The following is a 24062-nucleotide window of genomic DNA, read 5'->3' as shown; positions in this document are numbered from 1 at the left end:
TGCGGACAGGCCCCCCAGTGAACGGAACGAAACCTTGAAGAAGATTCTCTCGATCCTGCTGGCCCTCGTGGTGATCGTCGGTCTGGCTATCGCATGGTTCGTCAATCGCACGCCCGCATCGCCTTTCGATGGAGCGGCAGGGGGCAAGCCGAGTGCCGATCTGGTCAAACGCGGCGAATATGTGGCGCGGGCGGCGGACTGTGTCGCCTGTCATGGCCTGCCGGGCAAGCCTGCCTTTACCGGCGGGCTGGAGATGGCGACGCCGATGGGCTCGATCTTCGCCACGAACATTACGCCCGACAGGGAAACCGGTATTGGCGCCTATTCCCTGGCCGATTTCGATCGGGCTATCCGTCAGGGCATCGCGCCGGGCGGGCAGTGGCTCTATCCGGCCATGCCCTATCCTTCCTATGCCAAGTTGAGCGACGATGACGTGAAGGCCCTCTATGCCTTTTTCATGACTGCGGTGCCGGCAACCAGGCAGGAAAACCACGAAAGCGAAATCCCCTGGCCGCTCAACATGCGTTGGCCGCTCGCGCTGTGGAAGGCCGTCTTCACTGACGGAGGAACCTACGAGACCAAGGCTGACCGCGATGCGCAGTGGAACCGGGGCGCCTATCTGGTGCAGGCCGCGGGTCATTGCGGCGCCTGTCATACGCCGCGCGGACTTGCCATGAACGAAAAGGCGCTGGACGAGGATAGCGACCTGTTCCTCGCCGGAGCGGTGCTCGATGGCTGGTATGCTCCCAGCCTGCGGGGAGACAGCAACATCGGCCTGGGCCGCTGGAGCGAGGATGAGATCTGGCAGTTCCTCAAGACCGGTCGCAATCGCCACGCTGTCGTCTATGGTTCGATGACTGAGGCATTCAACAATTCGCTGCAGTTCATGCGCGACGAAGACATTCGCGCCATGGCTCATTATCTCAAGTCCTTACCCGGCAATCCTCGCAAGGAGGGTGAACCCTGGCAGTATGACGCCTCGTCCAATCAGGCACTGGCGCTTGCCAATCGCATGGACCACCCAGGCGCCCAGACCTACATGGCCAAGTGCAGCTTCTGCCATGGCGCCGATGGACGCGGACAGGGCCAGTGGATACCGCCGCTGGCAGGCTCGGCATCGGCCATGACGAGCGAGGGTGCGCCTTCGGCGATCAACATCACGCTCAACGGATCGCAGCGTGTGGTGGCCCAGGGCGTTCCCGATGCCTACCGCATGCCGCCCTACCGCAACCAGCTGTCGGACGGCGAGATCGCCGATGCCCTCAGCTTCGTGCGCACGGCCTGGGGCAATCGCGGTGGTTCGGTATCGCCGGGCGATGTCGCCGACTTGCGCAAGCGAACCGATCCCGCCAGCAGCCAGGTCATCATCCTGCAGATGCGCTGAGGGTCTGGAGCCGGAAATGAGAAGGGGGCGTCGATGCGCCCCCTTCGTTTTTCAGGATCGATGGATCAGGCAGCTTACCAGGCCACCTTCATGCTGCCGCGCAGGGCCAGGTTGACATGGTCGTGACGATCTTCGGCTGACAGTTCGCCGCCCAGAACGAAACCGGCCGATCCGCCGAAGGCGCGCAGGCGGGCGAACCAGCCTCCGGTGGCCTTCTCTCCATCGAGGGAGAACGGGGTGCCGTCCTTGAAGTGGGCCGTCGTCGTGCCAAGGCCACCGCTCAGGATCTCGCGCCAGCCGCCTTCGGTCTCGATGCGGAACCAGTTCTCGTCGCGCGCGCCCATGCCCATGAGGTCGGCACCGAGCGTGACGCCGCCGTTAAGGCCAAGCTCGTCGCTCTTGCGCGAATTGACCGTCAGGTCGAGTGCCTTGCCTCCACCGGTCTCGGTGTAGCCGCTTTCCTTGAGGCGGACGTAGTCGACAGTGACCGCCGGACGAAAGTAGAGGTAACGGCTGCCGCCTTCAGCGGACGCGCCTGCCGAAAACGTGACGAAGTTGCCGTTCCAGTTGCCCTCGATCTTGCGCTTGACGTCCTCCTGTCCGGCCACGCCGACGAAGTTGCGGGTGCTGTCGAAGTCGGCATGGCCGTATGATGCGCGGGTGAAGCTGCTGATCGCGCCCCAGTTGCCGCGCCAGTGCGCCGCCAGTTCATAGGAACCGGACTTGACCTCGCTTGCCGCGCCATTGGTGTGACGGTTCCACAGGTAGGCGGCAGTCGCACCGAAGCGGCCGATGCCGGTTTCGTACTCGCCGGTGAGCGACCAGGCATAACCGTTGAGATCGTAGGCCGCACTGGCTGCGGTGTTCTTGTCGCTTCCCCAGAAAGCCAGGTTGACGCTGATGCTGATCGGGCCGCTGGCAACCAGCGGGCCCTGCGGGTCCATCAACTGCCGGCCAATGGTCCGTGCGCCCAGGCTGATGCCTTCGAAGGAACCGCCTGCATGGTCGGGCAGCATCATGCCGACCGTCTGTCGGAACAGGTCGCCATCGGTAATGCCAAGGAAGACATCGCCGACTTTCTGATCCTGCCCAAGCGCCGCGAAGACGGCGTCGTATGCCGATGCCTGCGAACGGTTCAGGCCAAGCTCCTGCTTGGAGCGCCGGGCGACGTTGACGACGATGGTGTTCGCAGCCGCATCCTCGTCGAGCGAAGCCTTGAACATGAAGGGGACAAGGTCAGTGGCGGTTGCAAGTCCGTCGAGGCCCTCGATCGCCCCGGCAGTGAGCACCTGATAGCTGCCTTCGGCGGTCGACACGTCGGCAAGACGGATGGAGAGCTTTGCGCCTTTTTCGAACGAGGCCGTGCCGGCAACGGTATAGGCGCTTCCCAAGCCGGCTTCCTTGTTGAGCGTGACGGCCAGCACGCCGTCCTTGCCGACATCGAGCGAGGCGATCTGCGAGGGCGTGCGCACATCGAGCATGCCGCCCTGGACGCTGACTGCAAGGTTTGCCGCATTCGCGAGGCTGCCGGAGAAGCGGGAGGTGCCGGCTAGCGTGAGGATGTCGGCGCCTCCGCCGAAATCGACGGTGCCGGCGAACGAGGAGCTTCCGGCCAGGCTCATCGTGTCACTGCCGCCACCGAAGGCGACTTTCCCCGTCTGCGCGGCATCGCCGGAAAGCGCCAGGGTGTTGCTGCCGGTGCCGAACGAAACGTTTCCGGTCAGCGAACCGTCCGCCAGTTCAAGGCGATCGTCGCCGCTCCCCAGCCTGACGTCACCCACGATCGAGGGGGCGTCATAGCCCGATGCAACCTGCGTCTGCTTCACCGTCACGCCGCCGGTTGCAGCGGACAGGTCGATGGCGATGTTACGGCCGGAATCGGCCTTGGCGCCGCTGGCAACGATGCTGCCGCTGTTCTCGATCAGTGCGACCGTGCCGCTCCTGTCGACGATGGCGCTGGCCGAACCGTTCTCGCCAGCCGCGGTTGCCTTGATCGCGCCGCTGTTACGGATGGTGGCAAGGTTGGCGCCTTGGGCAATGTGGATGGCGGTCGTCTGCGCGCCGGTGGCATTGCCGCCGCTTGCCGTTACACTGCCGGAGACGCGCAGTTCCGGAGTCGAAGTACCTGCTCCGATGCTCACGGCCGTGGCGTTTGCGCCATTGGAAACCGCCGCGACGCTGCCGGCAATGCCGATCCCGTTGGCGATCGTGACCGCACCGCCGCGCCCGCCGATGGCAAGGCCGGTGGCATCGATGCCGGAATAGAGGCCGCGGCCTTCGACAGTGCCGTCGATCTGCAGGCCGTACCGGCTGGCCGTGCCCGAAACCGGTCCGATGGCAATGTCATGGTCGGCGGCGCCGATGACCATGGCCGGTGCCTTGCCGTAGGAGACGACCTTGGCGGAGCCTTCCTTGGCATCCTCGATCCCGTCGCCGTCCTCGTCGGCATTGTTCGGGTCGGTATCCTTGGGCGCCACGGCAAGGACGATGCCGCCCGAGACATTGCCCTCGATGACCAGCGCTGACCCACCCTGGAGCAGGTCGTCCGCGTCGAGCTTGGACGTGTTCGAAGGCACGGTGGTATAACGGTAGCCCGTCGACGCGACGGTACCCTGGACGACCATCGCGCCATCGACGTCGCCACCGAAGTGCGCGCCGACAGAATCCTTGCCCTGGACCGATACGGAGCCGGCCAACCGCACATTGCCGCCGATGTCGCCCGCTTCGATGCCGATAGCGCGGTCGCCCAGCACCGTCGTTTGCCCATCGTGCACGAAATCCCCGGTCAGCGGCCCACCCAGCGCGATGCCAGCCGAATCGTTGCCTTCGACCACGATCTTGCCGCTGTTGACGATCTTGCCGGTATGGGCGCCCGTGGTGCGGATGCCGTAGCGGTTGGAGCCGAGTGCGAAGGGGCCGTCGAGGTCGCCGTCCTTGTCCCCATCGGTCGGTTCATATGGTTCGTCGATGGTGATCGTGCCGGAATTGACAATGTCGCCACTCGTTCCGGCCGATGCGGCAATGCCGACCGCGCCGTTCGCATTGCTGACGCTGATCGCGCCGGCATTGGTCACCTTGTGGTTGCTGTCCATCGTCACGGCGGTGCCGGCGGTCAGGACGACCGAGCCGTCCTTGGTGATGTTGATCGCATCGGCGGCGCCGTTCTTGATCGTCGAGGTGCGCCGCGGCGAGGTCTTCTTGGTGGTAACATCCTCGGCATGGGCGGCCGTGGTCTGGGCCGCCGCGGCAAGAGCAAGCAGTGCAGTAGAGGCAAGCAGGTAGCGCGACATCTCAATCCCTTCAGGTCGGTTACGACCTTTGAGACGGAGACCTCCGCGGCCAGCCTTGAAGAAAACTTTCTAGAAGCGCGTATCGACGCCTACACGCAGGGTTCGCGGTCGTAGCGGCGTGACCTGTTCACGCCCGATGCTGAAGGGCGTTCCCAGCGAAAAGCGATTGCCGCGCGAATTGGCGATGTTGGTCAGCCCAACCGTTACCCCGAGCCTGTCCGTCCCCAGCCGCAGGTTCGCGCCGCTGTCGAGATAATCGCCCTGCGGTGCGCCCAGTTCCGGACCGATCCCGAGGCGCGAGCGGCCGACGTAGCTTGCCCAGCCATTGCCGGTGAGCCGCAGGCCGTTCCCGACATTGCGCTCCCAGGTGACGCCCAAACGCCCGGCGACATGGGCGATGTTGGGCACCTGCATCGTTCGCGCGGCAAGGAACAGCGGGGGAGTGTCGACCTTGCTGCGGTTCCAGGTCACGCCGCCTTCGACACGCAGTCCCGGGGTCAGCGCGACGCCGCCCGATACGCTGGCCGACCAGACGCGGCCGTCGCCGATATTGGCCGTGCTGGGCAGGCCTGAGCCATCGATGAAGTCTGCCTGTATGTCCTGCCAGCGGGTGTAGGAGAGACTGAGCGCAAAGTCGAAGGGGCCTTTGCCTGCGTGGCCGTGGCGGGCGCCGATTTCGAAAGTCTCCGTCTGGTCATTGCGGAAGCGGCGGACGAACTCGCTTTCGATGGCAAAGCCGCCCGGGCGGAAGCCCTCCTGGTATCGCATGTACAGCGCCGTTTCGGGCGCAACTTCGGCATGGAGCGCAAGGGAGGGCAGGAACGTCTCGAGCGAGCGGTTGGCCGTGACCTGCGCCAGCGCCATTGCCAGTTCGCGCGAGACGTCCTCTCCCGAACCGCCGAGGCGCGAGTAGGTGAAGCGCCCACCCGCCGTTGCCACCAGGCTTTCCATGAGCCGCAGGCTTGCCTCGCCGTAGAGCGTCGCTTCATCGATGGTGTTGCGCACGCCGGTGGTCGAACTGCGCAGGAGCCCGCTTTCGAAGCGGCGCTTCAGGACCGTGGTGTTATGGGTGAAGCTGGTGCCCAGAAGCCAGCTGAAACCGTGCTTTTCAGGCATCCAGACGCGCGTTTCGTTGGCGATCATGCGCGTCCGGTTGCGCTGCGCGAACAGCTGCGGCGCACCATCGGGCAGGCTGGCGTCGTAGCGCTCCATCAGGCGCTGGCGCACGAGGCCGGTGGTGGAGCGCAGGCGCAGGTCGCCTATGCGGCCGGAGACGACGAACTGGCCCATCGCATAGTCTGCGTCGGAACCTTCGGCGACGCGGGCGGAGCTGTTCATCGGAGCGCCGTAGCGATCGGCATACTGGCTGTCCTGCGCCTCGGTGGTCTGGCCAAGCGCGATGAGATCGACCGACCATTCGGGCGAAAGCTCGACGCGCGCGCTGATCCGGCCGCCGAGTATGTCGGTGCGGTTGACGTTGCTGCGGCCCAGGACCGGCTTGTCGATGTAGCCGCCCTGCCGGACGGTATCGAGCGTTGCGCGCAAGGCGGCGCTTCCGCCGGAAAGGGGCAGATTGACCGTCGCACTGGCATCGCCGCCGATAGCCCCGCCCTGCGTCAAAGAGCCGCCCAAGGTACCGGAGAGCAAGGTCGCGCCCATGACCGGGGCATTGGGGACGATGCGGATGATACCGCCCAGCGATCCTGCGCCGTAAAGCGTGCCCTGCGGGCCTTCGAGGACTTCGACGCGCGCCGTGTCGGACAGGCGCAGGTCGGGGTCGGGCGCATTGTAGGCGAGCCGCAGGTCGCCGAGGTACTGGCCGACCGTCGCCTGAGTCGGCCCGGTGAAGCTGGAATCGGCGATGCCGCGTATGAACAGTTTGTTGCGCCCGCTGCCAAGGTGCGTGGAAGTGACGGTCGCAAGGCGCTGCGTGATCTTTTCCGTACCGCCGATACCCCCGGCTTCAAGCGCCTCGCCGTCGAGGATCGCAACTTGTCCCGGCACCTGATCGATACGCAAGTCGCGCTTGGAGGCGATGACCACGATCGGTTCGGGCGGTAGAGCGCGCTCCGGCGCGGCGGCCGGGGGCGTCTTCCGCGCCGGGATTGCGGATCTCGCGATCGGCTTCGGCACCGCTTCGAGCCGCCATGCAGAAGGGGCGACTTCGACAGCACGGGCGCCTGCAGCGCGGGCCAACCGCCGTACCGCCTCGTCGGCCTGCATCCGCCCGCGCAAGGAGGGAATGGGCCTGCGGGCAATCTCCGGATTGGAAACCACGATGCTGGTCCCGGTCTGCCTGGCAAGATCGCTGACCGCATCGCCCACGCTGCCGGCGCGCGTCGACACCATGGCTTCACGCGCCAGCGCCGGGGCGGGCAGGGCCATTGCGGCCACCAGAAGCCAGATCGCAGCCTTCACGTTCAGCGTTCGCCGATGATCCAGCCATCGCCTTCCCGGCGCACGTCGAGATCGAGTAGAACAGCCAGCGAGCGCGGGTCCTTGCGGATCGGATCGAGGCGCAGGGAACCCGAAACCGATCCGGGTGACGATCCCGGTGCGGCGGCAAAGGCAATACCCGTGCTGCTTGTCAGATCCGAGGCCACCTGTTCCAGCGATGCCGCGCTGAAAGTCAGCCGGCCTTCATGCCACTCGCCGACCTGCTCGGGTGATATAGCCTCCAGCGTAATGCGGCCGTCTTGCCCGTTTTTGCGCAGGATCTGGCCGGGCGAAATGCGCTGGTTCTGGTCTTTCGGATTGAACTGCACCGCACCTTCTGAGACGGCGACGCTCAGCTGCGCTCCGCGATGGCGCACGTCGAAAACCGTGCCGACATCGACCAGTGTGTCCTCTCCCACCTTCAGGCGGAAGGGCCGCTGCTCATCGTGGCGGATGGTGAAAAGCGCCTGCCCCTTTTCGAGGCGGGCATAGCGCGGATCGTCGCGGTCGAGTTGGATTGTCGTGTCGCCGGCCAGATCGATATGACTGCCCGCAGCGAGCGCGACTGTCCTCGCCGCGCCGGGCGCGACTTCGATTTGATAGAGGTCGCGCGAATTCGCCTGCCAGAGCGCTAAGCCGCCGACCAGCGCCAGTGAAGCGGCAAGTGCGCCGCCAATCCAACTGCGCCGCGCAATGCGCGCGGTGTTTGTTTGCGTAGCCGCAAGATCGTCGTCGTTTGCAGCGCCCACGCCTGACACCAGCCCCGAAGCGTCAGCGACGGCGGCGGCCACTGCGTCGTAGGCCTCACCGTGCGCGGGATCGGCCTCAAGCCACAGGGTGAAGGCTTCCCACTCCTCGAACTGCGGGTCGCCGGCCCGCACAGCCCAGTCGAGGGCTTGCTGCCGGATCGTCTCGTCAATCGTCATTGCGCCCTCCTTCTGCCCGGAAGACGGAGACGACGGGCTCAAGCCTCATCGCGGGTTTCCTTCCACTCGCTGATTGCCCGATAGGCGCCGCGCAGATCGCTCTCCACGGTACTGAGGCTGACACCCAGATCGCGGGCGATGTCCTTCTGTGCAGCCCCGTCGATGCGGTGGCGGCGAAAGACTGTCGCCGCGCGCGGGCCCAGACCTTCGAGCATGCGCAGGATCATCCCTGCTTCCTGCGCTGCGGCGACACGTTGCTCGGCGGAAGGTTCTGCCGGCGGATGGCCGGAATGCGCCTCGCTCCAGTCGCGATCGCGCTTCTCGGCCTGTCGGCGCGAGCGGTAGCGATCGATCATCAGCAGGTCGGCGGTGCGGTAGAGATAGGACAGGGGCGATGCGACCGGTCCCGGTCGGCTCGACGAGATCTTCACCCAGACTTCCTGCACGATATCCTCGGCCGCATCTCCCGCGCCGCGTGCGCGCAGGAAGTTCAGCAGCTTCTCCCTGTTCTCCAGGAAGGCCGATTCAAGACCCGAACGGAAAGGTTGCGAAGTCACATACAGCCGGAATGATTCTGGTTCGTGCGAGCCAGATAGACTGCCTGTTCCACCAGGGGAAGGGGCCGGCGGCGATCATTTGATCGCCCCGCCGGATTGACGAGGCGGTGCACGGGTTTGTCTGAGCGCGCTGCCCGATCACGTCACGTCGGGCAGCGCGCGCAGGAGGTCAGGGTGCGATGGTCACCACGACTTGCGACAGGGTTCCCGAAAAGGTGCTGTCCGCGATCGTGTAGTCAGGATCGACCGGGGTGATCGTGTCGCGACCGATGTCGAGGCCCTCGGTATGCGACATCCATCCCGCGACTGTCCTGCCGATGCGGCCGCTGGCGATCTCCTTGCCGTCGAGCAGGATGGCAAGCGTACCCGGGGTGCCCGGCTTCGGCGCGTCGGCGGTGAAGCGTGCGGTTAGCTTGTGCTCACCCGCCCCCACGGCAACGTCGCTGCGCACCGAGAACTGGTCGTCTCCCACGGCATTGTAGTGGAACACCGGCTTGCCGTCCTTGAGGTAGAAGGCATAGCCGCCGAAGCGTCCGCCCTGAGTGATGATCACGCCATTGGCGCCGCCTTCGGGGATGGTCGCGTCGGCCTCGATCGTGAAGCTGCGCCCGATGGTATGGGGCGCGGCATCTTCGTGAATGCGGGTAAGGCCCGGGGTATAGACGAAGCGCTTGCGATGGCCGCCCAGCGTCGGGCGCCCTTCGGTTCCCTGGCTGTAGTCGTGGATCGGCAGGATGTTGTTCTTCGCCGCTTCCTCCCAGAACAGGTTCTGGAGTTCCTTGAGCTTGGCCGGGTTCTTTTTCGAAAGATCGACCGCGGTCGTGAAATCCCTGTCGAGGTTGAACAGGGTCCACACGCGCTGGTCGGGGCCGATGTCTAGGCGGCGATCGCCGGATGCTCCGGCTTCCCAGGCCGCCCGCTTGGGCAGGGTTCCGGCCATCCAGCCATCCTTGTAGATGCCGAAGTTCTCCATCATTTCGTAGATCTGGGTCCGCCGCGCAGACGGTGCCTTGGGCTGGGTGAAGCTGTACTTCAGGCTGATGCCGTCGATCGGCTTCTGCTTCACGCCGTCCAGCACTTCAGGGGCCTTGACGCCTACTGCGTCGAGCACCGTGGGCATGATGTCGCTGACGTGGGCATATTGGGTGCGCCATGTCTTGCTGTCGGTGATGTGCCCCGGCCAGGAGATGACCATGCCATTGCGCACGCCACCGGCCTGCGATGCAACCTGCTTCCACCAGGGGAAGGGCGCGTTGAGGGCCCAGGCCCACTGGGCCGGGAAGTGGTTATAGACCTCCGGCCCGCCGAAATCATCGTAGTGGCGCGCCAGTTCCCCGAAGCTTTCGGAGCGGCCGGTGATCGACGACTGTTCGAACGCAAGGCCCTGCAACCCGCCCTCGGCACTGCTGCCGTTGTCACCCTCGATGTAGACGATCATGGTGTTGTCGAGCTGACCCGAACGGCGCAATTCGTCGATTACCCGGCCGGTCTGATAGTCTGAATAGGCGACGGTCGCCGCAAAGACCTCCATCAGCCGGGCATAGACCTTCTTGTGCTCGGCATCGAGCGAAGACCAGGCCGGCATGGAGTCCGGGCGTGGGCTGATCTTTGCATCGGCAGGCACGATGCCGATCTTCTTCTGGCGCTCGAAGATCTGCTGGCGCAGCACGTCCCAACCCTGATCGAACTGGCCCGCGAACTTGTCGATCCACTCCTTGGGCGCATGATGCGGCGTGTGCGAAAGGCCCGGAGCATAGTAGATGAAGAAGGGCTTGTCGGGCGCCACCGCATGCTGCTTGCGGATCCAGTCGATCGCGTGATCGGCCATGTCGGCCTCGAAATGATAGCCCGGCTTGTTGTGCGGCGGCTCAAGCGGTGTCGTGTTCTCGACGATGCTGGGGTTCCACATCGATGTGTCAGCCGAGAGGAAGCCGTAATAGTACTCGAAACCGAGGCCGACCGGCCAGCGGTCGTAAGGGCCGGCCATGCTCATTTCCCAATCGGGGGTGAGGTGGCCCTTGCCGAACATGGCGGTGTTGAAGCCGCTTTCCTTGAGGATCTGCGCTATGGTGCCGCCGGATTTGGGGATGACCGTGGTGTAGCCGTCGAAGCCGGTCGGAAGATTGGTGACATTGCCCATGTTCACGTTTTGCGGCAGCCGCCCGGTCAGCAGCGACGCGCGCGTGGGCGAACATAGCGCGGTCGTGTTGAAGCGCGTGTACTTCGCCCCATTGCGGGAGAGCGCCTCGAAAGTGGGAGTGGGTACCGGTCCGCCGAAAGTGCTGGTGACCCCGAAGCCGACATCGTCGGTCATGATGACGAGGACATTGGGCGCATTCTTCGGCGCCGTGGGTTCGGAGGGCCATTCGGGCGCGTGCGTTTCGGAAACCGTCCGGCCGACCTTGCCTGCCATTGGGTCCGCAGCTTGGGCGAGGGCCACTCCGGGAACGATCGCCGCTGCCAGCGCGGTGGTGCCGATCCAGCGCAGTCGCCTGCACACTTGCCCGGGATTCCGGTTCGGTTGGGTCATCGCTCAGGTCCTCTCTTCATGCTTTGTCATGGGATCGGAGTGTCGGGCCGATCGCCGGGTGTAGGGCACCGGGTGGTGAGGAGCCGCTTTCCGCCACAGGACAGCGGTTCCTCACTTTCCGACCTATCAGTACTTGAACGTGATTTGCGCCGTGACCGTGCGCGGATCGGCAACATAGCCGATCTGGTCGGCGTGGAAGCCTCCTGCCGTGCCCGTCCCGCCACCTGAACTCGGAGCGTCCTGTGCGCCGTTCACATAGAACGTGTTGGTCAGGTTCTTGCCGATGATCGCGAACTGCAGGTGGTCGTCCTTGGTCGACAGCCGGATTTGCGCATCCAGAACGCCGTAGCTCTTCTGGCGCGAGTAGGGATTGCCGAAAGCAGTGGGCAGGTAACCGCTCTTGAAGCGACCGTCGGCAGACAGACCGATCTTCAGGTTCTCGCTCACGTCGGTCTCGTAGCTGGCGCCAAGAGCTCCGGTCCACTTCGGCGCATTGGCCAGTTCCACGCCGCTCAGGTCCTGCGCGGGACGCGGGATGGTCGTGTAGCAGCCCTGGGCGATGGTCTGGCCGGTCCAGCATGGCGCGCCGTCATACTTGTCGTAGGCGGCCTTGTTGTAGTTGAGCGAGCCATGCAGTTCGAAGCCGGGCAGGGCATAGGGCGCGAACTGGAAGTCGCTTTCGATGCCCTTGGTAATGGCCGAACCGGCATTGTAGGTCGTGAAGGCGAAGACCGGCGAATTGAAGAAGTCGATCTGCAGGTCCTTGTACCTGTACCAGAAGGCCCCGAGGTTGAAGCGCAGCTGGCGGTCGAACAACTGGGTCTTGATGCCGCCTTCGAAGCCGCGCGCGGTCTCGGGTCCGAAGGTGAAGTCGTCGACCGAAGCCAGCGGACCGTAGATCCCCGAGTTCGAGAAGCCGCCCGACTTGTAGGCCGACTTGTAGCCTGCATAGACCGTCACGGCATCGCTGGGCTCCCATGTCACGGTGAATTCCGGTGACCAGTTGTCGAACGTCTGGTTGGCGGTCAGCGTCACGCCCGGCGAGAAGACGCCCAGCGCCACGAGGGCCGGGTTGGAGTAGGGCTGAAGGAAGCTGCTGTCCTTGGTTTCATGCGTATAGCGTACACCGCCGGCCAACTCGACCTTGGGGATCGGCCGGAAGATCGCTTGTCCGAAGATGGCCAGGGTTTCGCCCTTGGTGGTCGAATCCTTGGAGTTGCCAACGAAGCGGTATCCGTCTGGCGCATCCGAATTCTCGAGCCCGGCCTGCGCCGTCCAGGCCAGGTAATTGCGCTTGGTGGTCTGGTAGAGGCCGCCGACCATGAAGTCGAACATACCGCCGAAATCCGATGTCGCGCGCAGTTCGTCGGAAAAGCTGTGGTAGCTCGTGTTCTCGGTGGCGTAGAGGCCCACCGGCGATGCCGAGATGACGTTGGCATCGATCCGGAAGATGTTCCTGTTCCAGTTGTAGTTCGCGACGTTGGTCAGGGTGATATTGCTGTCCAGCTCGTAGTTCACCGTGCCGGTCACGCCCCATGACTTGTAGGTATTGCCCGGCGATCCGTCGGAATTGCCGTTGGGAATGTCCTGCGCCACTTCAAGCGGAGCGGAAGCCTGGTAGGTACGGAACTTCTTCTCGCACGGCACATTGGGATTGAGCTGGGCTTGGCCGCCGTTGCAGTTGTAGAAGACGTAGTTCGACAGCGGATTGTCCGAACGTGCGTCGTTGAAGCTCGCTTTCAGGTTCGCGGTCAGGCGGCTGTCGGGCTTCCAGACAAGGGTAATGCGGCCGAGCAGGTCGCGCGTGCCCTGCTTGCGGATCGGTTCGGGGGCGTTCAGGAAACGCGTGGTGCCGGTCGCCACGTCGGTAAGGCGCCAGGTTTCGGCCGCTCCACGATTGGGTAGCAGCGAGCCGTATTGCTTGCTGGCGCGAACCGCGAGGCGCGCTCCGAAGGTGTCGCTAAGGGGGCCTGAGGCGATGGCCTCGCCGGTCAGCTGCTGGGCATTGGCTTCATAGCCCACCCTGGCGAGGAATTCAGGTGCGTCGCCCGGATCCTTCGTCGCCATGGAGATCACGCCTGCCGTCGCGTTCTTGCCAAAGAACAGGGCCTGTGGGCCCTTGAGAATCTCGATCTGGCCGAGGTCGAAGAAGCCTTCGTTGATGGTGCGGCCCTGTCCGTAATAGACCGAGTCCACGACGACGGCGACAGATTGCTCGAGGCCGATGGAAGTGGTGTTCGAGCCGATACCGCGCAGGACCAGCGTCGCGCCCGAGCCCGTGCCGGCGCGGCCGACGGAAAATTGCGGGGTCGATGCCGAAAGCCGCTCCAGGCTCGTCAGGTCATATTTCTCGATGGTCTTGGCATCGACGGCGGTGATCGCGACCGGAACGTCTTGCGTCGATTCCGCACGCTTGCGTGCCATGACCACAATTTCGCCAATGCCGCCGCGAGGCTCGTTGTCTTCGGCTCCCGTGGCCGCGGACTGATCCTGCGCGCGGGCCGGAATGCCTGCCAGCAGGCCGGCCGCGGTCCCGGCAAGCAGCAGATTTCGAACGCACTTGTAGTGTGAAATGGCCAAGCTCTCTCTCCCTCGATCGCTTCGCACTTTGCGGAGCGTGCCCGCAGCGGTGCTTCCCCCGCTTGCTCCGGCATCATGGTCCGAGGCTAAAGTTAAATCACCTGTTTGTTTAATTAGTGTGTTTGAAAATGACCTGAAAGCCTATACCCTTGGGCCCGGTCCTGTGGCAGAGGAATGAAATGCAGAGCAAAAACAGCGAGAGGACTGCGGCCAGCGAGCGCCCGCCAAAGACGAAGCGGTCGGAAATCACGCGTCAGGTCATCCTGGAGGCGGCAGAGAATCTGTTTGCCAACGACGGGATCGAAGCCACGTCGATGCGCGCCGTCGCTCTGGCTGCGGGTCAGTCAAACGTCGCGGCCGTGCAGTATCACTTCGGCGACAAGCAGACCTTGCTGACCGAAATCTTCGAATGGCGCGTGCAACTTATGGAACCGCGCCGACAGGACATGATCCTGCAGTTCGGTTCCATCGAAACCTGCACGATGCGCGAACTGCTCTCGATCATCTTCCTGCCCTATCTGGACATGCGCAATGAAGCGGGGGCGCATGTCTACGCGCGACTGCTGCTTGAGTATCTTACACTTTACGGACGCTTCGCCCTGCAGCACCCGGCCGAAGATCCGCAACGTCAGGATCGCGCCATCGGCAGGGCCCTCAAGGAATTCGATCGGCGCATGGATGCCCATCCAGCGATGGCCCGACGCCTGCACCTGACCATGATTACCACAGGATTTCTGGGCGTAATCAGCGAGTACGACCTGCTCAAGGCAAAGGACCGGGCAGAGGTCCCATTGGAAGATCTGGTCGTCCAGATGATCGAGTTCTCCGCCATCGGGCTTGAACATCTGGAATAGGGGGCAGGCTCAGAAGCTCATCCAGCCGCCTCAAATGGCGTTTGGCCCACCGCTTTTGATGTATTCCACCGAGAGGCGAAAGGCGAAGCGTCTCACAATTTGGACACGTTCCGCATCGATGCCCGCTTCGGTCAGGATCTCGACCCAGTCCTCCTTGCGGAAAGAGCGGGCGATCGACAGCTGGCCGTCTTCGCGCACGATGCGGTGAACTCCCATCGCCCGGGCCAGCCAGGGAAAGCCGTGATAGGCGAACCGGTGGCGATGCAGGTCGCTGATGAGCCAGCCACGACGCGCCCGGCTGTCCATGTGATGCAGGAAGGCCGTCAGCTGCGCATCGCTCATGTGGTGAGTGACCTGGCTGCTGACGATGTGATCGAATGTTTCGGGCTGGTCGGCATAGTCGCCGGTTCGAAAATCGATCCCGAGATCGTCAGGAGTCGCGCTACGCGCGATCGGCTCGCTTCTGGGATTGATGTCGACGCCGACGAGTCGCGCCGCGATCCCTTGTCTTTGCGCCCATCGGGCGACGGCGCGCAGCAGGTCGCCATGGCCGAACCCTACGTCGAGAAGGCTGAACGCGGTCACCCCCCTCGTGGCCTTGCGCAGATAGGCTAGTGCGGGATGGGCCGTGAACGTCCAGCGATTGACCCGGGCCAGATCGCGCAGGACCTGCGCATAGGTCCCGGCGTCCAGATCCAGTGCATCCATCTGTTCGTCCTGTCGGGATCGCACTGCAAGCGAAGCCATCGCCATTCTCCCCTTTTCGGACGGTCGCCCGGCTCCTCGGCGCCAGACGCAGCAATCTGGCGTTCATGCGCGTTTCACGATCAAATGCATAGACTGTCCAGTCTCAAGGCGTGATAGTCGCGCTCATGCAGAGCAGGCGTGAAGGGTTCGAGCACCTTGCCGACAGATACACTCAAGCGTTGTCATCGCTGCATACGGAGAGCCTGTTGCATCAGATGAAATGCGTGCCATTCGCCGTTGTCGTGGGGCTGACTGCACTGGCAGGTTCCGCCAGTGCAGCTCCATCCCGCGGGGTCTTCGGCCACTGGCTGACCGACGACGGTGCAGGGATCGTTGAAGTGAAGCGTTGCGGCGCATCGCTCTGCGGCACCCTTGTGCGCGTTCTCGATCCCAAGGCACCTGCCCATGACATTAACAATCCCGACGCCTCACTGAGGGGCCGCCCACTGGTGGGGGTGCCGATCATTTACGGCATGCATCCCGACGGCGATGGCTGGAAAGGCGGGCGGGCCTACGATCCGAAGGCGGGCCGCAGCTACCGCGCTTCGCTTGCCCTTGGTGAAAAGGGCCGTCTCGATGTAACCGGGTGCATACTGTTCCTGTGCCAGACCAAGCATTGGACCCGCGTTGCCGAGGAGAGTGGCCGTTGACGAATGAAGACATCATGGCCCTCATCGCCCAGGAAACCGGCATCGAGCGCGAAAGACTGCAGCCAGACGCCACGCTTGCTACTCTCGACATTTCCTCGATCGACCTTGTGAGCGTGCTTTTCGAGATAGAGGACCGCTTCGGCGTCGAAATACAACCGGAAGACATTCCACCCGATTCCACGCTCCAGCAACTGATCGACCGCATTACGGCCGGCGCCGGGGCATGAGACAAAGGGTCGTCATCACCGGCATGGGCTGTGTCAGCGGCCTTGGCAAAGGGGTGGAGGCCAACTGGACAGCCTTGCGGGACGGGGCAGGCGCAATCCGGCCCATCGCGCGCGAAGGCATGGAAGGCATCGCTTCGTGGATCGCGGCGGACGACAGCGCGACTTCGCGTCTTTCATCAACCGATCTGCGCCCGCTGGGCAAGCTCGATCCGCTTTCCCTCCATGCTCTGGAAGCGGCGAGCGAGGCCGTCGCGCAGTCGGGATTGTCCGGCCATCGGGTGCTGCACGATCGGACCGCGATCCTCATGGGGTGCGGCAGCGGGGGCAATGCGACCATCGACACCGCCTATCAGCGACTTTACGGGCAGGGGCAGGCCAAGGTTCATCCGCAGACCATTCCGGCATCGATGATCGCGGCGCCTGCGGCGCAGATCGCCATGATGCTGAAGGTGCATGGTCCAACCTTCACCCTGTCCAGCGCCTGCGCTTCCTCCGCCCATGCACTTGGCGAAGCCATGCACATGATCCGCAGCGGGAGGGTCGACGTAGCGATTGCCGGGGGTGCGGAGGCGTGCCTTTCGCAGGGCTCGTGGACGGCCTGGCGTTCGCTTGGCGTGCTCGCGCCCGATGCCTGCAGACCGTTCTCCGTCGACCGAAAAGGCATGGTCCTGGGCGAAGGAGCTGCGGTTCTGGTGCTCGAAAGCGAAGCGCACGCCGCTGCACGCGGCGCTACGGTCATTGCCGAACTGGCCGGTTATGGCGCCTCCAGCGATGCCGCGCACATGACGGCTCCGGCTGTGACCGGAATAGCAGCAGCCATCCGCGCCGCCCATGAAGATGCGCGCCTGGACATCGATGAACCGGCGTTGATATCGGCGCACGGCACCGGCACCCAGCTTAACGATCCGGCGGAGGCGGCGGCCATGCGGGCGGTCTATGACACGGCGCTCGATCGCCATCGCGTCATCGCGACGAAGTCAGCGCACGGACACATGATCGGTGCAGCGGGAGCGGTGGAGTTCCTGCTGGGGGTCAGGAGCCTTGTCGAAGGCATCGCCCCGCCCATCCTCAATCACCTGGGCACGCCTCCCGATTGTGCCTTGCCGCTGGTCCTTTCGCGGCAGGCCATCGATCACGAGGTTCTGGTGTCGAACAGCTTCGCCTTCGGCGGCCTCAACGCCGTACTGATCGGACGCAAGCCATGACTGCAGTGACGGCCCATGTGAATCGTATCGGTACGGCCAACCCGCCCCACGGCGTACACGATGCCTTCCTGCGTTTCGCCACGGCCGGTCTGCCCGACGACAAGACGCGCAAGCTGTTCGGCCGCATGGTCGAGCGGTCGGGCATCGAGCAGCGCTTTTCGTTTCTCGAGCCGGTGACCCTGCCTGACGGGACGGTCACCGATCGGGACGATTTTTACGGCACCGGCGAATGGCCGAGCACCGCAAGGCGCATGGCGCGCTATGCCAGCGACGCGCCGCGCCTTGCCCTCGCTGCCATCCACGCACTCGATCCGGACATCGCGGCACAGGGCATTACCCACCTCATCGTTGCCTCCTGCACCGGTTTCATGGCCCCCGGGCTCGATCAGGTCATTGTCGAAAGGGCAGGGCTGGATCCGCGTATCGAGCGCACCGTCGTCGGCTTCATGGGCTGTTATGCCGCCGTCAATTCGCTGCGCCTCGCCCATCATATCGTCCGCTCGACGCCGCAGGCGCGGGTCTTGGTCGTCACGCTGGAGCTGTGCAGCCTTCATTTCCAGCGCACTGCCGACTTGGGCAAGCTGCTGTCGATGCTGCTTTTCGGCGATGGTGCTGCGGCAGCGCTTGTCACGGCGGAAGCGGAGGGGATCGCTCTCAGGGATTTTCGCGCGGCGACGATCGGGGGAACTGCCGATGCGATCACCTGGGACATCGGCGATCAGGGGTTCGACATGCACCTGGGTGGCGAAGTCCCGGCGCGGATCACCGAAGCGTTGCGCCGGGAGCGCGACATGCCCGAAGGATTGCTGCGCGGTCAGGCACCAGAGGAATTCTCGCTATGGGCCGTCCACGCCGGCGGTCGGACGATACTGGATGCGGTGGAACAGGGGCTATCGCTTCCGGAAGGTTCGCTGGCACCATCGCGCGCAGTCCTGCGTGATTACGGCAACATGTCTTCGGCGACGCTGATGTTCATTCTCGCGCATATGCTCGAACGTCGCGAGCAGGGGCGACCACCGCAACCGGGCCTTGCCATCGCCTTCGGTCCGGGCATGGCGGCGGAGAGCTTTCGTTTCCATCTAGTGGGTTAAGATGACCGACGCGCTGATCCTTGGTGGGGGACTGGCGGGAGGCGCGGCAGCAGCGCTGCTCGCCCGCGCCGGGAAGTCGGTCCACCTGATCGAACGCGAAACGGGGCCGCATCACAAGATTTGCGGAGAATTCCTCTCTATCGAAGCGCATCAGCACCTGGCCGACCTCGGCATCGATGCGCAGGCGCTGGGCGCTGTTCCGATCGATCGTGTGCGCCTGGTCTCGGGCCCTTCCCAGATCGAGGCGGCTTTACCGTTCACCGCTCTCGGCCTCAGCCGTCATATCCTTGACGAAGAGCTTCTGGAACGTGCGCAGGCAGCCGGTGTAACGCTGGAGCGGGGCGTGCGGGTCCTCGAAGTGGCCGGATCGATAGTGCGCACCAGCCATGGCGACCGCGTTGCCAGCAACGTTCTTCTGGCGACGGGCAAATTGCCCGTGCGGGAGGACCGGCAGGAGCATAGGGAGAAAGACGCTGATCCCTATGTCGGCTTCAAGATGCACTACCGCCTGTCGCGTCGGGCGAAGGAGCAACTTGCAGGCGCGGTGCAATTGACCCTGCTCGAAGGCGGCTATGCGGGCCTGCAGATGGTTGAAGGCGGCCGTGCCAATCTTTGCCTTATCGTCAAACGCAGCCGGTTTTCCCGGATCGGCCGGAACTGGTCGGACATGCAGGCATTGCTGGCATCCCTGCCGCGCGGCGGCGAGTGGCTGGCCGAAGCCGAGCCCTTGTTCGACAAGCCCGTCACTATCGGCAACCTGAGTTATGGCATGGCTTCGGCTTGCCCCTCGGACGACCTTGTATTTCGCTTGGGGGATCAGGCGGGCATGACAGCATCGCTGACCGGTGACGGCATGGCCCTTGCCCTGCGTAGTGCCTTTATCGCTGCCGAATGCCTGCTCGAAGGAAAAGGCGCCGCCGACTATCGAGAGCGTCACCGTGCCGAGACCGGGCTTCAAATCTCCCGGGCAATGGCTCTGCAGCGCGTTCTCGAGCAGCCAGTGCTGCGAACGATGGGCATTGGCCTGCTTCGCGCATGGCCAGGACTGTTGACGTATCTCGCTTTTGCGACGCGATTGACTCAACGGCGCCCTGAACCCGAATTTGGATTTGCAGGGTAAGGTGGATTTTCCCGGTCAGAACGAAGTCGTCATCCGCAGGGCAATTTCCTCCTGATGAGGGACAGGTCGGCCCGGAGCGATGGCCCTGTTCCCGCTGCTGGCCTCAAGGCTCATCAGTGTGTGATTGAAGAAGCCAGGACCAGCAACGGGCATTTCGAACACAAGGCGGGCGCCATGCGCTGCCGCCGGATCTCCATTGGTCATCCGCATGGCATCGTCCTGCAGGGAGTGTCCGCCCCAACCGCCTTGGGCAAACCATCCTGCGCGAATGCGCCAGTCTGCAGCGTGCTTGATCGTCGCATCGACGCCGGCCTCGACTGACTTTGTCTTTGCAACGAGCACGGCCGATTCCCGATCCATCCTGCTGGTCATTCCAGCGTGTGCGAGCAGCCGCAATTCCATGTCCGCTCCCACGTCCTGCCAACCTTCGATGCTGACCCGGCGAACATGAACTTTCATGCGCGCATCTGCGCTGGGTTCGTCCCCGGCATGAACCGAGCGAAGCGACAGAAAGCTCAGCCCCCAGCCAGAATCGCCATTATCGTTGATGAACAGTTTGGTCTTGGCCCGGTCCAGATTGATCCGATCGGATGTAGACCAATGCAGGTCGGCCGGCACTACCCGCTCCGACCGGGCGCTTGGCAACTTGCTCTCGCTGGCATGGGCCGGAACCGATGCGGTCGCGGCAATCAGGCCCACTATTGTCAGGCGTCGGCGCATCGTCACGGCCTCCACGATTGCTTCCGTTGCGGGGTACCGTAACTGGACGCCACCGCACGCCGCAATCCGCAGCTTGGCACGCAATTCAGTCGTTCAGGCAGAGCCTGTCGTGTAGATCACTCGCTCGCAGCATTCCAGGCTGCGACGATTTCCCGCGCCTTTGCGGAAACGGTCGCAACATCATGTCCGGGCTTGAACAGACTGCCGCCAACTCCGATCCCGAAAGTGCCGGCAGCGCGATATTCGGCCAGATTGGCGGGACCTACCCCGCCCACGGCCCAGATGCGGGCATGTCTGGGAAGGACTTCGGCAATGGCCTTGATATAGCCGCTGCCCAGCGACGCGCCCGGGAATAGCTTGAGGTCACGGGCCCCGGCGTGAATGGCGGCAAAGGCTTCTGTCGGCGTCAGGAAGCCGGGCAATACGTCCATGCCAAGATATATCGAACGGCTGATGACCTCAGGATCGACATTGGGGGAAACCATGAAGGTTCCGCCAACGCCAGCGAGCGTTTTGGCCAGCTCGACGGAAATCACCGTGCCACCGCCGATGGCGGCCCGATCGCCAAGCGCGTCGACCATGGCGGCAATCGAATCGGCCGGATCGGGCGAATTGAACGGCACTTCGATGATGCGGATGCCTGCATCGATGAGCGCTTGCCCGATGGCAACCGCCTCTTGCGTCAAGATCCCGCGCAGAATGGCTGCAATGGGCGGAGCACCGCTTGCCAATGCCTCTTCGATCTTCATTTCGGAGTTCCTCTTGCCAGCCTGAGCCCGGCTACGACTGCCGCATCGCCATCAATGCGGGACGTCTTGCATCCCATGCTGCTCAAACTTCTTTCGTAAAGATTGCATAGGGCGGGGTCCCCGATGAGCACGACGCTCGATCCCGCGATTACCTCTGCCTCGACTTCACTGCCGATCAGAAGGCCGGAGATGTAGCCGCGCGACCAGTCCTTCGACTTGCCGTCGAGCATGCGCGCGGCGCGCGCCTCGAACAAGGCCGAGGTAAGCGGCTCGTCCGCTCTTTCAATTCCACGCGCAAAACCGTCTTCGAAGCGGCCATTCCCCGGGGTGTCGGGGCCGGTCAGGGTCGACTGGCCGGCCAGCAGCGCGAAGAGTTCGCCCGTTGGATGCGTTCGGAAACTTGCGATCGTGCCATTCTGCAATCGGACCCACTTGCAGTGCGTGCCGGGCAGCACGACGAGATACTCCCCTTCGGCAAGGGCCGGATTGAGCGCTACGGCGCCGAAGACCTGTGTCTCCTCGCCGCGCATGACTTCGGGTACACCGTCGTTCGTGCGGCAGCTCAAACCGGGAAGGACCGAAACTTTCACTCCAGCGACCTGCGTGACCGCGCACGAGCCGAGCCATGTGGCCGCGCTGGCGGGACAAGGGGCGTATTGCGCGGGAATGAGCCCGCCCGGTGCACCAGCCATTCCGCATAGGGTGACATCGGAAATCCTGCCTTCGCCGAGCCAGACTTCCAGCCTTTCGGCCAGGACGGTCTCTGCAGGTGTTTCGAGGGCACCTGTACCGGGGCCGTTGAGCCGCGCGGTGACCTCCGCTCCGCTCATCCGGTAAAGCCGCAGGCGACTGGTGCCCCAGTCGCCCAGGACGAAATCCCCGGTCATGGCAGCTCGCGCACCATCATCGACACGTTCGATGACACCAAGAAGAAGTCCACGTCATGTCCCTTTTCTAGTCTTCTTGCTTCAAGCCAGATAACACGCTTTCGCTCGAAGGGTTCTGAACATCGTTGCGCGCGCCGCGCACATGCTCGACTGCTCCTTCGCCCGGACGTTAGTCGATGAACGGTTCGACGCTCACGCGCCGGCCGCGCAGGAAAGCATCGGCCACGAGGCGCAAGGGATCGATATCGACGTCGCTGCGTCCGCCACGGATGAGGTTTGCGAAACGCGCATAGAGGCCGGGATATTCCAGATCCTCGTTGTGTTCGGTGCCGCTGGGCAGGGCCAGCACAGCGCCGCCGCTGGACAACTTGAGCGTTCCGGCGTCCGTCTCGACCACGATGTCCCAGCTCTGCGGGCCGGTCTGCCGCCAGTCGAGATCCATGTGGATCTCGGCACCTGCCGTATCGCGAAAGTGCATGTCTGCAGCGATCGGGGCCGCACGGTTTGCCGGGATGCTGAGCGTTGCGTTCGTGAGGAAGACCGGGCGGTGCAGGATATGGGTCAGGATGGACAGGGCGTTGATGCCCGGATCGAATACGCCAAGTCCGCCGGGTTCCCAGATCCACGCCTGCCCCGGGTGCCAGACGCGAACGTCCTCGCGCCAGACGATCGAGACTTTCTCGATCGTGCGTTCGGCCAGCCACGCGCGCGCCGGCGCGACGCCTGCGGCAAAGCGCGAATGCCATGCCGCGAAGAGCGACACGCCGATTTTGTCCGCACGGTCCCGCAGGGCGACGACTTCGCTCAGTGTTGCACCCGGCGGCTTCTCGAGGAAGACGTGGACGCCGCGCTTGAGCGCTTGCGTGGCGAGGTCGTAGCGGACCTGCGGCGGAGTGCAGAGCGAGACGGCGTCAATCGCCGGCCCCTGTTCGAGCAGCTCGTCGAGGCTGGCGAAATGGGGAATGCCGTCCAGTCCGGCGTCGTGCGGGCTGACCGTTGCCGCCAGGCTGAAGGTCGCGTTTCCGGCGATGGCGGGCAAGTGCTGGTCGCGAGCGATCTTGCCAAGCCCCACGACGGCAATGCGGATCGGGTCCATGGTTCAGAGCGCCCTGACCGCCACGGCCCGTTCTTCGGCCCTTGCAAGCGGATTGGATACCGGCAGCGTGAACGGAAAAGCCGATATCTCGAAGACGTCGCCTTCCTGCGTCGTTACCCCGTCGCTGAACGAGAGTGTCGCGGTGCCGAAGAAATGGACGTGCACGTCGCCGGGCCGGCAGAACAGGCCGTACTTGAAGTGATGGTGTTCAAGATTGGCGATGGTGTGCGACATGTTCGCCTCGCCGGACAGGAACGGCTTTTCCCAAAGCGTCTTGCCGTCGCGCAGGATCCGGCTTGTGCCTTCGATGCCTGCTGGTGCAGGCCCCAGCAGCAGCTCTGGCCCCAAGGCTGCCTGCCGGAGCTTGGAATGGGCGAGCCAGAGGTAGTTGTGTCGCTCGGTCACATGGTCCGAATACTCGTTGGCGAGTGCGAACCCGATGCGATAGGGCGTACCGTCCTCGGCAACGATGTAGATGCCTGCTACTTCCGGTTCCTCACTGCCGTCCTTGGCAAAGGCTGGCATGAGCAGAGGATCGTGCGGGCCGACCAGTTGCGAGCCGTCTCCCTTGTAGAACCATTCCGGCTGCTGGCCGACTTCGCCCGGCGCCGGTTTGCCGCCCTCCAGGCCTTCGAGGAACATGCGCATGGAATCGGTCTGCTTCTCGCTGGCCATGGCATCGCGATGCATCTTGTCGCGCCCTTCGGCCGAGCCGAGATGGGTCAGGCCGGTGCCCGAAAGGATCAGGTGCGCCGGATCTTCGTGATCGATGGGGGCCAGCAGACGGCCCGCTTCGAATTCCCCACGAATGTCGACGGCTTCGCCCTGCTTGCAGGCCCTGGCGGTTTCGGCCAGCGTTTCGCCCGCGGCAATGGCGCGCAGCGCCAGTTCGCGCACCGAGGTGACGCCCGACAGGACATGCGCAGCGTCCCCCTCGGCAAGAATAACGGATCGCACGCCATCGGTCGTGCGATGCTGGAGCAGGCGAAGATAAGTCATGTTTCTCTCCCGGG

19 protein-coding genes are annotated in these 24062 nt (G+C 64.0%); 7 read left to right on the top strand and 12 right to left on the bottom strand.

Annotated elements, in window-relative coordinates:
- Positions 1 to 34: 34 nt before the first annotated feature.
- Positions 35 to 1384, top strand: a complete 1350-nt coding sequence (locus tag SPHV1_RS12525; protein WP_054946371.1) for a cytochrome c — start codon at positions 35 to 37, stop codon at positions 1382 to 1384.
- A 74-nt stretch (positions 1385 to 1458) separates the two neighbouring features.
- On the opposite strand, the gene SPHV1_RS12520 is transcribed toward SPHV1_RS12525, so the two are convergent.
- The 6 genes from SPHV1_RS12520 to SPHV1_RS12495 form a co-directional block, all read right to left on the bottom strand.
- Positions 1459 to 4674 carry an autotransporter outer membrane beta-barrel domain-containing protein gene (locus tag SPHV1_RS12520; RefSeq protein ID WP_054946370.1) on the bottom strand — a complete coding sequence of 1072 codons (3216 nt, stop codon included), beginning with the start codon at positions 4672 to 4674 and terminating at the stop codon, positions 1459 to 1461.
- Positions 4675 to 4743: 69 nt separating this feature from the next.
- Complete coding sequence (locus SPHV1_RS12515; protein ID WP_054946395.1) at positions 4744 to 7059, bottom strand: TonB-dependent receptor; 2316 nt, start codon at positions 7057 to 7059, stop codon at positions 4744 to 4746.
- A 35-nt stretch (positions 7060 to 7094) separates the two neighbouring features.
- The gene (locus tag SPHV1_RS12510; protein WP_054946369.1) at positions 7095 to 8036 is read right to left on the bottom strand and encodes a FecR domain-containing protein; all 942 of its coding nucleotides are present in this window, start codon (positions 8034 to 8036) and stop codon (positions 7095 to 7097) included.
- Positions 8037 to 8074: 38 nt separating this feature from the next.
- Positions 8075 to 8593, bottom strand: a complete 519-nt coding sequence (locus SPHV1_RS12505) for an RNA polymerase sigma factor (protein ID WP_054946368.1) — start codon at positions 8591 to 8593, stop codon at positions 8075 to 8077.
- Between the two features lie 169 nt (positions 8594 to 8762).
- Positions 8763 to 11123: an arylsulfatase gene (locus tag SPHV1_RS12500; protein WP_054946367.1), complete on the bottom strand. Its 2361-nt coding sequence runs from the start codon at positions 11121 to 11123 to the stop codon at positions 8763 to 8765.
- A gap of 126 nt (positions 11124 to 11249) precedes the next feature.
- Positions 11250 to 13703, bottom strand: coding sequence for a TonB-dependent receptor (locus SPHV1_RS12495; protein WP_082430991.1), 2454 nt, complete (start codon positions 13701 to 13703; stop codon positions 11250 to 11252).
- A 179-nt stretch (positions 13704 to 13882) separates the two neighbouring features.
- Here SPHV1_RS12495 and SPHV1_RS12490 point away from each other — a divergent pair, with 179 nt between their 5' ends.
- Complete coding sequence (locus SPHV1_RS12490) at positions 13883 to 14557, top strand: TetR/AcrR family transcriptional regulator (protein ID WP_054946366.1); 675 nt, start codon at positions 13883 to 13885, stop codon at positions 14555 to 14557.
- 30 nt (positions 14558 to 14587) lie between these two features.
- Here SPHV1_RS12490 and SPHV1_RS12485 read toward each other — a convergent pair whose 3' ends face one another.
- A complete protein-coding gene (locus tag SPHV1_RS12485; RefSeq protein ID WP_054946365.1) occupies positions 14588 to 15304 on the bottom strand; it encodes a methyltransferase domain-containing protein in 717 nt (238 codons plus the stop codon).
- 215 nt (positions 15305 to 15519) lie between these two features.
- Between SPHV1_RS12485 and SPHV1_RS12480 the strand changes: the two genes are divergently transcribed.
- The 5 genes from SPHV1_RS12480 to SPHV1_RS12460 are packed head-to-tail and all read left to right on the top strand — an operon-like array spanning position 15520 to position 19597.
- Positions 15520 to 15954 carry a DUF2147 domain-containing protein gene (locus tag SPHV1_RS12480; protein ID WP_231634661.1) on the top strand — a complete coding sequence of 145 codons (435 nt, stop codon included), beginning with the start codon at positions 15520 to 15522 and terminating at the stop codon, positions 15952 to 15954.
- The gene (locus tag SPHV1_RS12475) at positions 15951 to 16181 is read left to right on the top strand and encodes an acyl carrier protein (RefSeq protein ID WP_054946364.1); all 231 of its coding nucleotides are present in this window, start codon (positions 15951 to 15953) and stop codon (positions 16179 to 16181) included. The genes SPHV1_RS12480 and SPHV1_RS12475 overlap by 4 nt, the downstream gene beginning before the upstream one ends.
- Positions 16178 to 17386, top strand: a complete 1209-nt coding sequence (locus SPHV1_RS12470) for a beta-ketoacyl synthase (protein ID WP_054946363.1) — start codon at positions 16178 to 16180, stop codon at positions 17384 to 17386. Before SPHV1_RS12475 ends, SPHV1_RS12470 begins: the two co-directional genes overlap by 4 nt.
- On the top strand, positions 17383 to 18477 hold the full coding sequence (locus SPHV1_RS12465) for a type III polyketide synthase (RefSeq protein WP_054946362.1): 1095 nt from the start codon (positions 17383 to 17385) through the stop codon (positions 18475 to 18477). The genes SPHV1_RS12470 and SPHV1_RS12465 overlap by 4 nt, the downstream gene beginning before the upstream one ends.
- 1 nt (position 18478) lies before the next feature.
- Positions 18479 to 19597: an NAD(P)/FAD-dependent oxidoreductase gene (locus SPHV1_RS12460; protein WP_054946361.1), complete on the top strand. Its 1119-nt coding sequence runs from the start codon at positions 18479 to 18481 to the stop codon at positions 19595 to 19597.
- 15 nt (positions 19598 to 19612) lie between these two features.
- On the opposite strand, the gene SPHV1_RS12455 is transcribed toward SPHV1_RS12460, so the two are convergent.
- The 5 genes from SPHV1_RS12455 to araD1 all read right to left on the bottom strand — a co-directional run bounded on the left by SPHV1_RS12455 (position 19613) and on the right by araD1 (position 24048).
- A complete protein-coding gene (locus SPHV1_RS12455) occupies positions 19613 to 20317 on the bottom strand; it encodes a hypothetical protein (RefSeq protein WP_156367342.1) in 705 nt (234 codons plus the stop codon).
- A 116-nt stretch (positions 20318 to 20433) separates the two neighbouring features.
- On the bottom strand, positions 20434 to 21066 hold the full coding sequence (locus tag SPHV1_RS12450) for a 2-dehydro-3-deoxy-6-phosphogalactonate aldolase (protein WP_054946360.1): 633 nt from the start codon (positions 21064 to 21066) through the stop codon (positions 20434 to 20436).
- Positions 21063 to 21953, bottom strand: coding sequence for a 2-dehydro-3-deoxygalactonokinase (locus SPHV1_RS12445; RefSeq protein WP_054946359.1), 891 nt, complete (start codon positions 21951 to 21953; stop codon positions 21063 to 21065). Before SPHV1_RS12445 ends, SPHV1_RS12450 begins: the two co-directional genes overlap by 4 nt.
- 169 nt (positions 21954 to 22122) lie before the next feature.
- Positions 22123 to 23049, bottom strand: coding sequence for a Gfo/Idh/MocA family protein (locus SPHV1_RS12440; RefSeq protein ID WP_054946358.1), 927 nt, complete (start codon positions 23047 to 23049; stop codon positions 22123 to 22125).
- A 3-nt stretch (positions 23050 to 23052) separates the two neighbouring features.
- Complete coding sequence (araD1, locus tag SPHV1_RS12435; protein WP_054946357.1) at positions 23053 to 24048, bottom strand: AraD1 family protein; 996 nt, start codon at positions 24046 to 24048, stop codon at positions 23053 to 23055.
- Positions 24049 to 24062 lie beyond the last annotated feature (14 nt).

The sequence above is a fragment of the Novosphingobium sp. KN65.2 genome (genome assembly GCF_001368935.1).
In the GTDB taxonomy this organism is placed as follows: Bacteria; Pseudomonadota; Alphaproteobacteria; order Sphingomonadales; family Sphingomonadaceae; genus Novosphingobium; species Novosphingobium mathurense.
The sequence above is the reverse complement of the archived record's forward strand: the minus strand, read 5'-3'. Positions and strand labels throughout refer to the sequence as shown.

Excerpts from the sequence above, each read along its gene's own strand:
- SPHV1_RS12455 (WP_156367342.1), bottom strand. The coding sequence starts at position 20,317 with ATGCGCCGACGCCTGACAATAGTGGGCCTGATTGCCGCGACCGCATCG.
- araD1 (WP_054946357.1), bottom strand. The coding sequence starts at position 24,048 with ATGACTTATCTTCGCCTGCTCCAGCATCGCACGACCGATGGCGTGCGA.
- SPHV1_RS12490 (WP_054946366.1), top strand. The coding sequence starts at position 13,883 with ATGCAGAGCAAAAACAGCGAGAGGACTGCGGCCAGCGAGCGCCCGCCA.
- SPHV1_RS12485 (WP_054946365.1), bottom strand. The coding sequence starts at position 15,304 with ATGGCTTCGCTTGCAGTGCGATCCCGACAGGACGAACAGATGGATGCA.
- SPHV1_RS12515 (WP_054946395.1), bottom strand. The coding sequence starts at position 7,059 with ATGGCCCTGCCCGCCCCGGCGCTGGCGCGTGAAGCCATGGTGTCGACG.
- SPHV1_RS12520 (WP_054946370.1), bottom strand. The coding sequence starts at position 4,674 with ATGTCGCGCTACCTGCTTGCCTCTACTGCACTGCTTGCTCTTGCCGCG.
- SPHV1_RS12440 (WP_054946358.1), bottom strand. The coding sequence starts at position 23,049 with ATGGACCCGATCCGCATTGCCGTCGTGGGGCTTGGCAAGATCGCTCGC.
- SPHV1_RS12500 (WP_054946367.1), bottom strand. The coding sequence starts at position 11,123 with ATGACCCAACCGAACCGGAATCCCGGGCAAGTGTGCAGGCGACTGCGC.
- SPHV1_RS12465 (WP_054946362.1), top strand. The coding sequence starts at position 17,383 with ATGACTGCAGTGACGGCCCATGTGAATCGTATCGGTACGGCCAACCCG.
- SPHV1_RS12450 (WP_054946360.1), bottom strand. The coding sequence starts at position 21,066 with ATGAAGATCGAAGAGGCATTGGCAAGCGGTGCTCCGCCCATTGCAGCC.
- SPHV1_RS12470 (WP_054946363.1), top strand. The coding sequence starts at position 16,178 with ATGAGACAAAGGGTCGTCATCACCGGCATGGGCTGTGTCAGCGGCCTT.
- SPHV1_RS12460 (WP_054946361.1), top strand. The coding sequence starts at position 18,479 with ATGACCGACGCGCTGATCCTTGGTGGGGGACTGGCGGGAGGCGCGGCA.
- SPHV1_RS12510 (WP_054946369.1), bottom strand. The coding sequence starts at position 8,036 with ATGACGATTGACGAGACGATCCGGCAGCAAGCCCTCGACTGGGCTGTG.
- SPHV1_RS12445 (WP_054946359.1), bottom strand. The coding sequence starts at position 21,953 with ATGACCGGGGATTTCGTCCTGGGCGACTGGGGCACCAGTCGCCTGCGG.
- SPHV1_RS12480 (WP_231634661.1), top strand. The coding sequence starts at position 15,520 with ATGAAATGCGTGCCATTCGCCGTTGTCGTGGGGCTGACTGCACTGGCA.